16 protein-coding genes and 1 tRNA gene are annotated in these 14,714 nt (G+C 28.0%); 13 read left to right on the forward strand and 4 right to left on the reverse strand.

The window, feature by feature from the left end; all coding sequences use genetic code 4:
• From VBM89_RS00425 to VBM89_RS00435, 3 genes are all read left to right on the forward strand, one after another.
• A tRNA-Leu gene (locus tag VBM89_RS00425) sits at positions 1–84 on the forward strand.
• A 121-nt stretch (positions 85–205) separates the two neighbouring features.
• Positions 206–1,159 (forward strand): DNA polymerase III subunit delta, encoded by a 954-nt coding sequence (holA, locus tag VBM89_RS00430; RefSeq protein WP_323188384.1) that lies wholly within the window; start codon positions 206–208, stop codon positions 1,157–1,159.
• The gene (locus VBM89_RS00435) at positions 1,110–2,339 is read left to right on the forward strand and encodes a hypothetical protein (RefSeq protein WP_323188385.1); all 1,230 of its coding nucleotides are present in this window, start codon (positions 1,110–1,112) and stop codon (positions 2,337–2,339) included. The genes holA and VBM89_RS00435 overlap by 50 nt, the downstream gene beginning before the upstream one ends.
• 1 nt (position 2,340) lies before the next feature.
• Here the strand turns inward: VBM89_RS00435 and VBM89_RS00440 are convergent, their stop codons facing one another.
• Positions 2,341–3,276 (reverse strand): nucleotidyltransferase, encoded by a 936-nt coding sequence (locus tag VBM89_RS00440; protein ID WP_323188386.1) that lies wholly within the window; start codon positions 3,274–3,276, stop codon positions 2,341–2,343.
• Positions 3,277–3,397: 121 nt separating this feature from the next.
• Here VBM89_RS00440 and VBM89_RS00445 point away from each other — a divergent pair, with 121 nt between their 5' ends.
• The 10 genes from VBM89_RS00445 (at position 3,398) to rplA (ending at position 13,180) form a co-directional block, all read left to right on the forward strand.
• The gene (locus VBM89_RS00445) at positions 3,398–3,877 is read left to right on the forward strand and encodes a hypothetical protein (RefSeq protein WP_323188387.1); all 480 of its coding nucleotides are present in this window, start codon (positions 3,398–3,400) and stop codon (positions 3,875–3,877) included.
• A 139-nt stretch (positions 3,878–4,016) separates the two neighbouring features.
• Positions 4,017–4,217 carry a 50S ribosomal protein L32 gene (rpmF, locus tag VBM89_RS00450; protein WP_257088893.1) on the forward strand — a complete coding sequence of 67 codons (201 nt, stop codon included), beginning with the start codon at positions 4,017–4,019 and terminating at the stop codon, positions 4,215–4,217.
• Positions 4,218–4,307: 90 nt separating this feature from the next.
• Positions 4,308–4,910, forward strand: coding sequence for a Holliday junction branch migration protein RuvA (gene ruvA, locus VBM89_RS00455; protein WP_323188388.1), 603 nt, complete (start codon positions 4,308–4,310; stop codon positions 4,908–4,910).
• Positions 4,882–5,838, forward strand: a complete 957-nt coding sequence (gene ruvB / locus VBM89_RS00460) for a Holliday junction branch migration DNA helicase RuvB (protein ID WP_323188389.1) — start codon at positions 4,882–4,884, stop codon at positions 5,836–5,838. The genes ruvA and ruvB overlap by 29 nt, the downstream gene beginning before the upstream one ends.
• A 65-nt stretch (positions 5,839–5,903) precedes the next feature.
• A complete protein-coding gene (gene secDF, locus VBM89_RS00465; protein ID WP_323188390.1) occupies positions 5,904–8,501 on the forward strand; it encodes a protein translocase subunit SecDF in 2,598 nt (865 codons plus the stop codon).
• A gap of 122 nt (positions 8,502–8,623) precedes the next feature.
• Positions 8,624–9,889 (forward strand): GTPase ObgE, encoded by a 1,266-nt coding sequence (gene obgE / locus VBM89_RS00470; protein WP_323188391.1) that lies wholly within the window; start codon positions 8,624–8,626, stop codon positions 9,887–9,889.
• 68 nt (positions 9,890–9,957) lie between these two features.
• Positions 9,958–10,695, forward strand: coding sequence for a triose-phosphate isomerase (tpiA, locus tag VBM89_RS00475; RefSeq protein ID WP_323188392.1), 738 nt, complete (start codon positions 9,958–9,960; stop codon positions 10,693–10,695).
• 2 nt (positions 10,696–10,697) lie between these two features.
• Positions 10,698–11,723: a hypothetical protein gene (locus VBM89_RS00480; RefSeq protein WP_323188393.1), complete on the forward strand. Its 1,026-nt coding sequence runs from the start codon at positions 10,698–10,700 to the stop codon at positions 11,721–11,723.
• A 165-nt stretch (positions 11,724–11,888) separates the two neighbouring features.
• The gene (rplK, locus tag VBM89_RS00485; protein WP_257088881.1) at positions 11,889–12,482 is read left to right on the forward strand and encodes a 50S ribosomal protein L11; all 594 of its coding nucleotides are present in this window, start codon (positions 11,889–11,891) and stop codon (positions 12,480–12,482) included.
• Between the two features lie 2 nt (positions 12,483–12,484).
• Positions 12,485–13,180, forward strand: coding sequence for a 50S ribosomal protein L1 (gene rplA, locus VBM89_RS00490; protein WP_323188394.1), 696 nt, complete (start codon positions 12,485–12,487; stop codon positions 13,178–13,180).
• A 104-nt stretch (positions 13,181–13,284) separates the two neighbouring features.
• On the opposite strand, the gene VBM89_RS00495 is transcribed toward rplA, so the two are convergent.
• From VBM89_RS00495 to VBM89_RS00505, 3 genes are read right to left on the reverse strand one after another with little or no spacing between them, the layout of a single operon-like run.
• Positions 13,285–13,698 carry a hypothetical protein gene (locus VBM89_RS00495; RefSeq protein ID WP_323188395.1) on the reverse strand — a complete coding sequence of 138 codons (414 nt, stop codon included), beginning with the start codon at positions 13,696–13,698 and terminating at the stop codon, positions 13,285–13,287.
• Positions 13,679–14,185: a hypothetical protein gene (locus VBM89_RS00500; RefSeq protein WP_323188396.1), complete on the reverse strand. Its 507-nt coding sequence runs from the start codon at positions 14,183–14,185 to the stop codon at positions 13,679–13,681. Before VBM89_RS00500 ends, VBM89_RS00495 begins: the two co-directional genes overlap by 20 nt.
• Positions 14,185–14,667, reverse strand: a complete 483-nt coding sequence (locus VBM89_RS00505) for a hypothetical protein (RefSeq protein ID WP_323188397.1) — start codon at positions 14,665–14,667, stop codon at positions 14,185–14,187. Before VBM89_RS00505 ends, VBM89_RS00500 begins: the two co-directional genes overlap by 1 nt.
• Positions 14,668–14,714 lie beyond the last annotated feature (47 nt).

Here is a 14,714-nt window from a genome sequence, read left to right on the forward strand (position 1 = left end):
GCCTTAGTGGTGGAATGGCAGACACCGTGGACTCAAAATCCACTGGAGAAATCCGTGCAGGTTCGAATCCTGTCTAAGGCACCAACTTACTGCACTTTGTGCTATTTTTTTATACCTTTTTAGTACTCATGCAGTAATAAAGAGCTAATAGAATATTTGAATATCTTTGTATAATAATTTTAATATTTGAATTTAAAGGAATGATATGAAGTTATATTATGGAACTGATTTAGAATACATTAAGTCAATAATTAAATCTGAGGAAAAAGATGTTCTTGAAAGAGATGTTTTTATTTTTGACAACAACTCATATTTAAGCTCGTTTGATACATTAAATGAGATTTTGTTAAGCAATGGTTTATTTTCTTCTAGAAAACTGATCATCCTCGAGAATATTAGTTTTAGCAAACCTGCAAAATCTAAAGATAATTCTAAAAATGAGTATTTATTAAATTTATTGAAATCAGTTGATTCAAATATTAGTGTTTATTTAATTTACAAAACAGAAATAATAAATAAAAGAGTTATAAGTGACGATGCATTAAAACTATGTGAAAAACCTAAAAAAATAGCTGCATTATTACCTACACAGCTTGCAGACTATGTTATAAGTGAATTTGCGAAAAATAATATTGCTATAGATAAAACAACTGCATTGGTATTTTTACAAAAATTACCTAATGACTGAAAAATTATTAATAATGAAATTAATAAGTTGTGCTTATTAAGCAAAACGATTACAGAAGATATAATTGAGCAAACCATTGCACCTTACCCATCAGATGATCCTTTTCAATTTTCCAATGCCATTTCAAGAGATGATTTTCAAGCTATGTATAAGATCTTTGAACAAAAGAAAAACGAAAACACACCTGTTATATTATTGTTTGCAAACTTTGTTTCAACGTTTACATTAGTAAATAGAATTTACTGATATCAAAGTTTAGGACTTAATATCTCTGAAATTTCACAAGCTTTAAATATGAATGAAAAAAGAGTTTTTGTTCACGTGATGATTTTAAAAAGATTTGGTTTTGATAGAGTGCAAAAAATAATTGAACAATTAGCTAAAACAGATAAATTATTAAAAACTTCAGGAGTTGATTCATATGATATTTTCGAAATGTTTATGATCCAAAATTTCACCAAAAATAAATAAAACATTTATTTACTTAGATTCTCAAATTGTCAAATCAAAAAATGTTGAAGTTATCCAAAATTACTATGAGCAAGTGCTAAAGGTGATTACTTCAAACATTGATGAAAAATTTGTTATTGTTCTACCTGATTTATATTCTCTATATAACTTTGATTTATTATCTTCAAAAACAAATACAGAGCAAATTTTCTTACAGAAAATAGATAAGTTGAAAAGTTTTGTTTCTAATTTAAAGAAATTAAATGTTGAAATTCAAGGAATTATTAAGTTTGATAACATAACTTCGTTCGCAGAATTATTAAGCAGACATAATGGTTTCGATGTTCAAAAAATTTTGAATAACGAAACATCATTAGATGAGACAAAGTATGTTGATTTATTGAACACTCAAATGATGGATTTAGAATCTCTTGCAAATTCAGATAATCAGTTACATAAAGATTTTGAAAAAATTTACAAGTGACTTGAAATTGAATATGAAATTTCTAGTGTTGTTATTTCAGGTTTATTTGATTTTCTTAACGATAAGCAAAATAATATTCATAAACCTCATATTCAATTAATCAAAAAAGCAATTGATAATTTATCCGTAACCGTAACTCGGATTACTTTATATGAAAAGTACTACGACAAAGCTTTAAAAGTATGTAAACTATTCAACAATTATGATGTATTTACTAAGTTAGATACACATAAAGTAAGAAACATTGGAGACTATGATAAAGTTGTTTTTGCTAAAAACAATTTAAACTTCATATTCGATCCTAATTCATTCATCAATAGGTTTAATGATGTTTTAATTTACAAAACAGAATTATTATCAAACATTTTAAATTTATTGTTAATATCACCTAAATTATTTGGATATCAAATTCCATTTAAGCCATTCAATAACAATGAAAATAATTTAAATTCAGTTATTAATTGAGAAGATAGATTTTTTGATTTATTCAACACTTCAATTTTCAAAAGATACAAGATTCTAAAATACAATCCAAAACTTAAAAAGATTTCTGTCTCAACTTTTAAGACTAAAAAGTTAATTTGAAAAAAAATTATGTGCAACAATGTTACACATAATGTAATTATTAATAAAACAAATGGTTATGTAAGAATTAAATTCTTATTTAAAAAATTTAATAAGAAGAAATTAGAACCTTGAGGGTTTTATATTTATTAAATTAATCTTTTTTAATATTCAATAATATACTAAGGTATGCTCTTTTTATTCTGCTTGCTGTGTATCTTTTCGATACACATGCATCAATAAATGAGTAATAATCATCATTTAAATTAACTTGTTTTTTAAATAAATTTTCCATACCCTCATCAATCATTTTAATTGAAGCTAATTGTTGAGGTGTTTTTTTATTTACTATTTTCTTAAACTTTTTATAAGTACTTGAAATATCATTTTTTGACTTATAAACTAGTTTCATAGGTGTGAACATAGAAACATCTTTATTGTTTTTAATCATACTTCTAATTTTTGAAGCACTTGCAAAATTAGACATAGTTTCATCTGAATGAAATGGAATCGTTCTTTGGATTGAAATTGCTTTAATATCTAAATTTGAATTAACAATTTCTTTAACATACTCTATTCCTAAAATATCATTAGGTAAAGTTATGCTTACTCCTATTAAATCAGATAAAGCTTGGGAAGCCGCTCTAGGAAATCCTATTCCATTTTGCTTTAAATAGAACTTAATTTTCTTATTGTATTCACCAATATTATCTTTTATAGTTGTTGCGATTTTATAAAACAAATCAATATCATTTGTTTCAGAACCAAAAACTAAGTATTTTATTTTATGTTTAGCAAGCTGTTTTACAGCATTTGATGCAAAAATATGGGCTGCTTGAATTGATTTTTGATCATCAAGCTTAATAACTTTATTAACTCCATATTTTTTTGCTATTTTAGCTCTTTGTCTGAATGATGCAATAGGGAATTCTCCACGTTGAGTGTATTTGTTTGTCATTCCAACAATAATATAAGCATTAGGAATATTTTCCTTAATTCAATTTATTTGATAAATATGACCGTTGTGAAATGGGTTGTATTCGGCCACAATTCCAACAATGTTCTTTTTTCTTGCAATAAAACTTTTCATGAATAAATTATTATAATATAAATATATAAGTTTTTAGAATGATAATAAATATAACTGCTTACATATGATTTAAAAAATATTTGGTTACTAAATATGTTTAGTAACCTGAAAGGAGCATATTATGTTAAGTATTATTAAAGAACTCAAGCCAAAATTAGCTAAATTCAACATAGCAATTTTAGTTATTTCTATATTTGTGCTTATTTCAGGTTTTTCATACTTTGTATTTTTAATGGCGCTTACAAATTGCAAAAAATCAACTACTCCATCAAATGCTGTGATTTCGCTTTTAGATTTGAGTGCACTTATGTCTCAATGATGATTAGTGACATTGATACTTGTATTTGGAATTCTTAATGTAATTTGCATAGTATTTATGTTTGATATTAGAAAATCTATTTTTGGATTAATTGCAAATGGAAAATTAGGTTCAAAATATGCATCACTATTTAGAAAACATATGATTTTACAAATTATAGGTTTCTTATGCGCAGTAATCTTTCCAATCGTTACATCAGAGCTACTGAAAAAAGAATTAATCACACTTGATCAAGTGGTTCAAAAATTAGATTCTTCAACAGAAGTTTCACTTATCAAATAATTACAAGTAGCGTTTGTTACTTATTTTTTTACATTAGAAAATATCACTAAAAAATCTAAAAATGAACTATTATTTTTTACCTTTTATACTATAATATAAAAGCTTTTAGACTAGTCAAAATATTAAAAAGGAGGTAACAATGGCCATTGTTCCAAAACGTAAAACGTCAAAACAACGTAAACACAAAAGAAACAGTCATTCAGCATTAGAATTACCTAACCTTGTAAATTGCAAGCAATGTTCAAACAAAATTGAACAACATGTTGTATGTAAATTCTGTGGATTTTATAAAGGTAAAAAAGTACAAGGGTACAAAGCTTTATTAGATCGTAACAACTAATAATTTAATTAAATTTATAAACTAGAACAGGTAACTGTTCTTTTTTTGTTCCTTTTTGAGAGTTTTTACTAAATAAGTGGAGGACAAAAAATGAAATTATATTCAATCGGAGAAATAGTTTATAAAAACAAATCAAACATTATTTTAGAATCAAAAGGAGATGGATACATAGTAACTGTTGCTGACGACAAAAGATGAGAAGTAGGACAAAAGACAAAACTATATTTATTTGAATACAGAACAGATTATATGACACACACTTATGGGTTCAAAGAATTTAAAGAAAGGTTATTATTTATCGACCTTATTGGTATAGAAAAAGTAGGGGCTAAAATTGCAATGAGCATTCTTGAAAAAGGATGAGAATATGTAGCTCACTTAATCGTTGATCACAAAACTGAAGAATTAGCATCAATTCCATTTGTTACCGAAAGAATGGCTAACTTAATTTGTTTTGAATTAGGAAACAAATGAGCAAAAATATTAACAAATGGAGATGCTAAAAAAGCTGAAAAATTACAACTAAAAGATGAGTTATATAAATCATTATTAGTTTTAGGATTTACTAAAAGTCAAATTGAAAGTGCAGTTAAAAATGTTAAATTAAATCAATCGCTCGAAGATATGGTAGAAGAAAGCATTAAATTTATAGCAACTCAAAAAGATGAAGACAATAGATTTAAGACCGCATAGTTTTGAAAAATTCATTGGTCAAGATAAATTAAAACAAACACTTTTAGCAATGATACAGAGTTCTAAAGTTCAAAATAAACCTTTAGATCACATTTTATTTTATGGGATGCCTGGTATGGGCAAAACAACTTTAGCAACTATCATAGCTAACCAAAAAGGTAGCAAAATTCACTTTGTACAAGGCACAAACATTGAAAAGAAAGCTGATTTAATTAGTGTTTTATCAGTTGTAAATGAAAATGATATTGTGTTTATTGATGAAATCCACAGCATTAATAAAAATGTTGTTGAATTTCTTTATGCTGCAATGGAAGATTTTGTTTTTGACTTAATCATAGGTGTAGATGGAAATTCTAGACCGATCAGAATGAAATTAAAACCATTCACATTAATTGGAGCAACTACAAAATTCAATGAAATTTCACAACCTCTTAAAGATAGGTTTGGTTACATTGGAAGATTAGTTAATTACACATTAAAAGATATTTCCAAAATTTTAAAAATCACTTGCTCAAAGTTAAATTTAAATTTAGATGACGAACTAATTAAGTACATTGCTTCCTATTCAAGAAATACACCTAGGTTAGCAAATCACTTAATTTATAGAGTTTTAGACTTTGCACTTTCTTCAGAAAAAGGTGAAATTACAAAGCAAATTATTAAGAAAACTTTTAAATATCTTGATCTATATGAATATAGTTTAACAAAGGATCATATTGAATATCTTCAAATTTTAAAAGATGGATTTGAAGAAAAATCAGTTTCATTAGACACTATTGTCGGTTTAACCTTACATAACAAATACGATATAGTCAATGAAATAGAACCAATCTTATTGCTCTTAAAATTAGTGCAAAAAACTTCTAGAGGAAGAAAAATAACATCCTTAGGAATAGATTATTTACTAAGACAAAACTTGTCAATTTAGTTTTAATTTCTTTTTATCTTATAGATAAAAAATAAAGCATATTTTTGGTAGAATTAATACTAATTATGAAATTAAGAAGCAGAATATCAGAATTTTTTAAGTTAAGCAATTGAAAGAGAATTGTGATAAGCACTATCACAATTATTTCAACAATCTTAGCTATTGTTTTTGGTAGTTTATTTTACATTGGTAAAAATGTAAATAAATCTATTGAGTATGGTGGAGGAATTGAAGTTTTAGTCCAAGTTCAAAAAGATAAAAAGAACGCAGACAATCAACTTACAAATCTTGTTAACACATCGTTATATAACAGACTTAATAGTACCGGTTTAAATGGAATTACAGTTAGTTCTGAAGGTGATGGAAAAATAAGAATAACTAAATCAGGTCAATTAACCGATTCAGAGAGAATTCTTTTCCAAAATGAAATTGTTGATAAACCATTATTAACAATTACTGATGGACAGTTAAGACCATTATTCTATGAAGGTTCATTTAAAGTTGGTGAGCCTATTGGAGTGGATGGTTCACCTACAGATATACCTGCTTCAAAATGAATTCCACCATTTTTACAAGATTCTGCAACATCACAAGCAAATACATCAAATGGTAAAAACTCAGTTAGTCTAAAACTTAGACCAGATAGTCAAGTTGAATGAACAAAAGCAACTGAATATGTTTCAAGTCAACAAGACAAACGTGTTTTAATGTGATTAAATATTGAAAAATTATTATCAATTGCACAAAATGAGTTTCCTGAAGATTGAGATCAATCAGGACATAATTTATGAAACTTTATTCACGTTACAAACCAAGCTTACTCAATTGATAATTCAACCGGTTACCCTAGAAGAGTTGAAAATGCTTTAAAAGAGTTTGAATTTAATGCAACTGCTTATATGATTTCAAACGCTTCAGTTAATGAGCCATTAAATGGTGAAAGCGTACAAATCTCAGGTAATTTCACAGCTCAAGAAGCACAACACTTAGCTAACCAAATTAACTTTGGTTTAAGTGATTATGAGTTAGAAGTATTGTCAAATGTTTATGTGCAACCTGATTTAAATAACTCATCATTTAACTATGCAATGATTGCTGGAATTGTTATCTTCAGTTTAATTTCAATATTTATGTTAGTTAACTATGGATTACTTGGTGCATTATCAACAATCTCAATTGCTCTTTATATTTTCTTAACATTGCTAATCTTTACAGTATTAAGAGGAGAATATTCACCGGCTACATTAGCTGCCTTGATTATTGGAATTGGTATTAGTGTTGATGCAAACGTTATTACTTTTGAAAGACTAAAACAGCAAGTTTACACAGGAGACTCGCTGAAGAAGTCCTTCAGGAATGCTAATAAGCTAAGTATGTCATCAATTATCGATGCAAACGTTACAACTTTAATTGTTGGATTTATCCTATTCTACTTTGGTACAAAAGATGTGAAAGGATTCAGTATTACACTTGTATTATCTGTTTTATGTACATTGTTAATTATGTTAGTCTTTTCAAGATTTTTAGCGTCAATGTTAGTTGGAACAGGTATGTTCGATGACAAACTTTATATGTTAGGTATCAGAAAAAGATACATTAACCATAAAACTAAGCTTGGTGCAATGATTGAAAACTTTGATTACTTGAAACAATCAAAATGATTTGCACTTGGTTCTGTGATATTTGTTCTTATTGGATTGATTGTGTTTATTTCACTTTCAGCATCTGAACACAATATTTGAGGAGGATTTAATAAATCACTTGAATTTGCTGGAGGAACAAATATAACTGTTCAACCATCAATTGGTTCTGCTATTACATTAGAGGATGCTGAATCTATTAAAAAAGTAATTGCAGATAATGCTGCAAAATACAATATTGAAAATGTTGACCAAATAGTTTCATTCTCAAAAGCAAGTGCTTCAGGAAATGAATATGTTGTAATGATTAAAACAAGTCAATCATTATCAGCAGATGTTGTTGAAAAAATTAGAGCTGATATTTTAAGTAATAATGCAAACGTTGAAATTATTAGTTACACAATTTCAACAAGTGAAGCTAACAAATTAGTATTAAATGCAGTTTTAGCTACTGTAATCAGCTTTGTTGGAATTATTGTTTACTTATTATTCAGAATGAGCTGAACTTACTCAATTGCAGCAATTATCGGTTTAGTTCACGACTTCTTAATGGTTATTGCTTTCATTATAATTACAAGATTGCAAGTTTCAACAATCATAGTCGCAGCTATGTTATCAATTTTAGGTTTAAGTATCAATGATACTGTTGTTACATTTGATAAGATACGTGAAACAATTAAAACTAAATTCAATGGAAAAATTCTTAAAAAAGATGATATCAAGTCAATTGTTAACCACTCAATTGCACAAACATTCAAGAGAAGTTTATATACATCAGGAACAACAATTCTAGCTATTTTAGTTCTATTATGCTTTAACAATGCTACAAATGTGTCATTTAACATTGTTATGTTATTTGGAATTTCAATTGGAGTTTACTCATCAATCTTCATTTGTTCTTGAGTATGAGCAATGTTAGAAGGGTATAAACAAAGAAAAATTCAAAAGAGAATTGATACAGGTTACTGAAACATTAACCGTCCAGATGAGCAAACATTCGCTGGAGTAAATGATTATCTTTAAAATTTCAAACTCACAAACGTGAGTTTGTTTTTTTAACAAAAACAAATGCATTTGCATAACTTAATTATATTTTTAGAATATAATTACATTAATTTAAATTAATTACCATAAAGGAGAAAAATATGGCCAAATTTATAGATGAAGTTTATGTATCAATTCAAGCTGGACGTGGTGGAAATGGTATGGTTTCATTCCGTAGAGAAGCACACGTTGATAAAGGTGGTCCAGACGGTGGAGATGGAGGAAGAGGAGGGAATGTTTACTTTGTAGGTGACTTAGGTAAAAATACTCTTTTAACTTTCTACCAAAACAAACGTATTGTTGCAAAAGATGGAGTTAAAGGTGGTCCTAAAAACCTTTATGGAGCCAATGCAGAAGACACATACGTTAAGGTACCTGTTGGGACATTGGTTTACGATGGTAAACGTTTAGTTGCTGATATTATTGAACCACATAAGCCATATTTAATAGCTTCTGGTGGTAAAGGTGGCAGAGGTAATACTAAATTCAAAACAGCTAAAAATACAGCTCCAAGAATTTCTGAAAATGGATTACCTGGAGAAAAATTTGAAGCACACATTGTGTTAAAAATTCTTTCAGATGTTGGTGTTGTAGGTAAGCCATCAGCAGGAAAATCAACATTCTTAAATGCTGTTTCAAATGCAAAAGCTAAAGTTGCTGAATACGAATTCACAACTCTTGTGCCACAATTAGGAATGGTTAAATATTTTGACGATTCATTTACAGTTGCCGACTTACCTGGATTAATCAAAGGTGCTGCATTAGGTAAGGGTTTAGGAATTCAATTCTTAAAACACATTGAACGTTGCAGAGTTATAGCTCACATTATTGACTTTGGTTCAGAAGAAAAAAATCCTGTTGAAGATTATGAAGTTATTAACAATGAACTTAAGTCATACAATTTAAAATTAGAGCAAAAACCACAATTAGTAATTGCTAACAAAGAAGATTTACCAGCTTTCAAAGCACACTTAAAAGAATTCAAGGCTAAATATCCGGATGTTGAAGTTGTTTCAATTTCTGCAATCAAACGCGAAAACTTAGAAGAAGTTAAAGCTAAATTATGAGACTTAATTATCAATAACAAAGCTCAACCAATTGAAGAAAAAGAAGAAGAGGAAAAAGTTATTGAGTATGAACCTGATTTTATTGTTACAAATCCATATCACGGATACTATGAAGTTTCAGGTAAAAAAGTTGAAGAATTATACAATCGTATTCCAATCAATACATTTGACAACCTTGTTAGATTTAACAATATCTTAAAGAAAATGGGTGTTTGAGAAGAGTTAATTAGAAAAGGTGTTAAATATGGTGACACTGTTTCTATTTACGGTTTCCAATTTGAATGAACAGATGAAGAGTAATCAATAATTTAATTATTGATTTCTTTTTATTTTCTTTAAATAAAATAAAATAAATAAAAGAGGTAAATATGAAAGATTTTTTAATAATCGGAAACTGAAAAATGAATAAAACTTATACTCAAACATTGAGTTATTTAGATGATTTAGTTTTATCGCTCAAAGAATTAAACATTCCTAAAAGCATTAAAGTTGGAATTGCAGCACCTTATCCAAGTTTACCTGCATTCACAAGTGCTATAAGTAAATTTGTACTACCAGTTGCTCAAAATATGTCTATTCATCAATTCGGCGCATTCACAGGTGAAGTTAGTGCTCTTATGCTAAATGATTTAAACGTTAGATACGTTATTTTAGGACACAACGAAAGAAGATTACATCACTTTGAAACTAATGAAAGAGTTAATGTTAAGGCTAAAATCGCTATTGAACACGGAATTACACCTTTAATTTGTGTTGGTGAAAGTTTAGAAGATTATCAAAACAATAAAACTAAAGAAATTATTAAGCAACAAGTTTTAGAAACAACTAAAGGTCTTGATTTAGATAAATTTATCATTGCTTATGAGCCAATTTGAGCTACAGGAACAGGTCATTCAGCTACTCCTGAATTTGCAAATGAAATTTGTGGCTTCATTTCGCAATTGCTAGATAACAAAGTTATTGTTCAATATGGAGGAAGTGTTACAAGTCAAAATATTGAACAATTATGTGCACAACCAAATATCAATGGATTTTTAGTTGGTAAGGCATCATTGCAATTAGATAACTTTATCGAAGTAATTAAGCACGCTTTAAAAACTAGGTAAAAATGAATAAGAAAATAGAAATATACATTGACTTCGAAGCAATAGATAGAAGACATGCTCTTATTTATGATGAATTAAAGACATCGAAGTTTCATTCAATTCCGTTTGCATACACAATTGGGAAATATCCAAATAATGATAAAAACCAAGAAATGCAAATAAAAACAAATGTTATTAACTTTAGAAATTACGACAAAAAAGAATACTTCAAAAAATTCAGAATTAAATTGTTAGCTGATATAGCTAAATTAAATGGAATGAAGGTCAAAGATTTAACTGTTAATAATATAAATGAGAAGTTTGTGTTTTATGGTTGAAATCCCGTTTTAGAAAATACAATCATAAAAACAGTTTTAGGCAACCGAACAATTTGTCATAATGCAAATATTTTTAAGGATAAATTTACATCTAAACAAGAAATTTCATTAAAGTGAATGTCTAAAGGTTACGAAGATAAAAGCTACTTTAAAAATACAATAGAAATTCTTAAGAAAAAATCAATTCGCAAGATTACTGATGAGTCGGATCCTGGCCTAATTGCCTCTTTAGCTGGTTTCGCTCTTTTTGAAGCACAATATAAGAAAAAGAATAAGAATTTTCTTAATAATGCAGAAATCACAACAATATTAAATGAATTAAGAATTTATAATTCAGATGATATTCACAGAATTGATTTTATTTACAAAAATCCAGAAACTCTTAATCATAGGATAAAAGCTAAAAATGTAATAACAACTGAATTAAAATCAGTTGATAAAAAAAGAATGCAGACACTCAATAAAATTAATTTATTTAGACAAATTGATAACATTGTAATACTTGATAAAATTTCTAAATCAATTGCAAATGAGGACTTATTAGAAATTCTTAAGAAAAACTTAAGATGACTTGAGAAAGCAATTGAATTAGTTAATGAAGCAGAATTTAATGGAGAAAACATTAAAAAATATTTAGAACGTCTATCAGATGATTATGAAAATCTTTCTAAAAAAACACAGAATCTAAGAGATAAAATTAAAAACATTTAAGCTATACACACAGTGCTAAAAGTGTAAAAATCAATCACATTAAAATCATTATCAAAAATGATTTTTTTTATTATAATAAAAAAGCAATATACACAATATTGCCAAATTAATGTGGGAGATATAAAAAATATCGTTTGACCACCATATCGAAAGGATACAGAGTTTATGGCAAAAAAAGAAATTCAACGTATTGCTAAGTTGCAATTCCCTGCTGGTAAAGCTAAACCAGGTCCAGCTCTTGCTGGAGTTGGTGTTAACATGCCAGAATTTACAAAAGCTTTTAACGATGCTACAAGAGATAGAGGGGACGAACCAGTTCCAGTACAAATTACAGTTTACAAAGACAAATCATTCGAATTCAAATTATTCACAGCTCCTGCTTCATACAAAATTAAGCAAGCTGCAAAAATTCAATCAGGTGCTTCAAATGCTAAAACAACAATCGTTGCTACAATCTCAAAAGACCAATTAAGAGAAATCGCTGAATACAAATTACCTGACTTAAACACAGATGATGTTTACGCCGCTATGGCTACAATTGCTGGTACAGCTAAACAAATGGGTGTTTTAGTTGAAGGATACGACGACATTTTTAAAGCTAAAAAAGAAGCTGCTGCTGCAGCTAAAGCAGAAGCAAAAGCTGAAGCTAGAGAAGCTGAATTAAACAAAGAAGCTGAAGAACTTGTTGCAACAAAAGGTGAAAGAATCGAAGTTAACGTTATTTCACACGAACACGACAAAGAAGAAGGAGCAGAATAATTATGGCTAAAAGAGTTTCTAAAAATTTAAAAGCTGCTAGAGCTGCATTTGACAGAACAGTTGCTTATGATTTAGCTGAAGCTATTGAGCTTGCTAAAAAAACTTCTTATGCAAAATTTGACGCTTCAATCGATTTAGCTTTCAACTTAAACTTAGACGTTCGTAAAGCAGACCAACAATTACGTGGAGCTGTATTACTTCCAAACGGAACAGGTAAATCAATCAGAGTTTTAGTAGCTACAAACAATGTTGAAAAACAAAAAGCTGCACAAGAAGCTGGTGCAGATATTGTTGTTGATGCACAAGCATTAGAACAAAGAATTAAAGAAGATCAATTTGATTTCGATGTTATGGTAGCTGACCCAGCTATGATGCCTTTATTAGGAAAATATGGTAAAAAATTAGGGCCTAAAGGTCTTATGCCAAACCCTAAAACAGGTACAGTTACTCCAACACCTGAAAAAGCTGTTGAAGAACTTAAAAAAGGTAAAGCTAACTACCGTACAGACAAAGCTGGTATTGTACACTCATTAATCGGAAAAGCAAGTATGTCAACTGAAGCATTAGTAGAAAATGCACAAACATTAATCTCATTAATTAAAAGATTAAAACCTGCAGCTGTTAAAGGGGCATATATGTTAAACTTAACAGTTTCAGCATCAATGGGACCAAGTGTTAAAATTAAAATTGAAAAATAGTTAATTTATAAGTCATAGGGCAACCTATGATTTTTTTTATTCCTATGTGCAAGGCAAATAAAAAAATGAATGAAACTTTTTTAATTCAGTTTCATTCATCCATTTTATTCAATAATTTGCTTAATAACTTCGATATCATTATCAGTTATTTGAGTTTGTTCCTTAAACTCTTTTAAGAATTCAACATTTCTTGAAATCTTATCTTTATATTCGTTTGTCTTGTTTGTTATAGCCAAGAAGCTTTGAATTGATACAAGCATTGTTATGATAACAGAGAATAAAGCAATCGCAACAAACAAGTCCATTGTTTTATCAGGTAAGATATTAAATCTAATTGAATATAAGTTTAGAACAATAATTGAAGCAGATAAGAAAATAGAAATAACGTTTAATAATGTAAATAAAGTTTTACTTGTAATGTATTTAAAATAAACTCTATTTTTGACCTTATCAATATCGTTAATGCTGTTGATTTGTAATTTATTTTTCTTTTGTTCTTTAGTTTTGTTTTTGTCCATTATTAACCTCGTTTTCAATGTCCCTTGATTTATATCTGTCTATTTCTAATATGCTTATTGTTCTTTTAAATAATGTAAAGTTTGCTTCTTTATTATTCAAATCCTTATATATGTGTAATTTAGATTTGTATAAAAGGTGTTCAAGTTGAATTGCTTTAATTTTAGTTTGATAAAAGATTGCTTTTTTATTAATAACAAAGAATGATAATATACCTGAAGTAAAAGTGATTATTGCATTAACAATTGTTAACAAGATAATGTAGTTACTATTTGAGTTTAAAAAACTTTTGTACGGATTAGTCATGCCGTCAGGATAATAAGAAGATGCTCCTGCAAGGAATAAAATTGCTATCACACCGTTTAAAAGTGTAAACAAGATTATTGATGCATTTAGTAAATAATATAGAACCGAAAACAGAATAAGCTTAAGTTTTGTTTCTCTATAAAGCTTGAAATAAGCATTCAATGTAATGTTTTTATTTTTCATTATTTCTTACCTCCTGATGGTGAGGTAATTTCATCTTGAATAACTTCTAAGATCACCAATTTCTTAAATGATTTAGCTTCAGTGTACATATAGTCAATGAATTTAATTAAGTTTTCTTCTGAAATTAAACCATTAGCATACTTAATTTCAAGATATCCCAAGCTTTCATAAACTTTCTTATAAGTTGACATCTTAGTATTGCTGCGATAAATAGCTATTCCAATGTTTAAGAAGAATAGAATAATCATAAACACACAAAGTAAGATAACTGAAATGTATGATGAGTTTCTTTGTAATTCAACATTTCCATTTGTTTGTCCATGTGACACAATGATTGAAAGCGCAATTGCAGCTATGATAATTGATGAAATATTAAGCAGCGCAATTATGATAGAAAAACTGATATCAATAATCTTGTAAGTAAGCAGTTTCTTCTTATCATGCTTAAGTCTTTTGTTTAAATATTTAATAATATCTTTCATGAAATATATTTTAATTGAAAATATTATTTTTAGCTATATTTTGATAG

Source organism: Mycoplasma sp. 1199 (assembly GCF_034863365.1).
GTDB lineage: Bacteria > Bacillota_I > Bacilli_A > Mycoplasmatales > Metamycoplasmataceae > Mycoplasmopsis.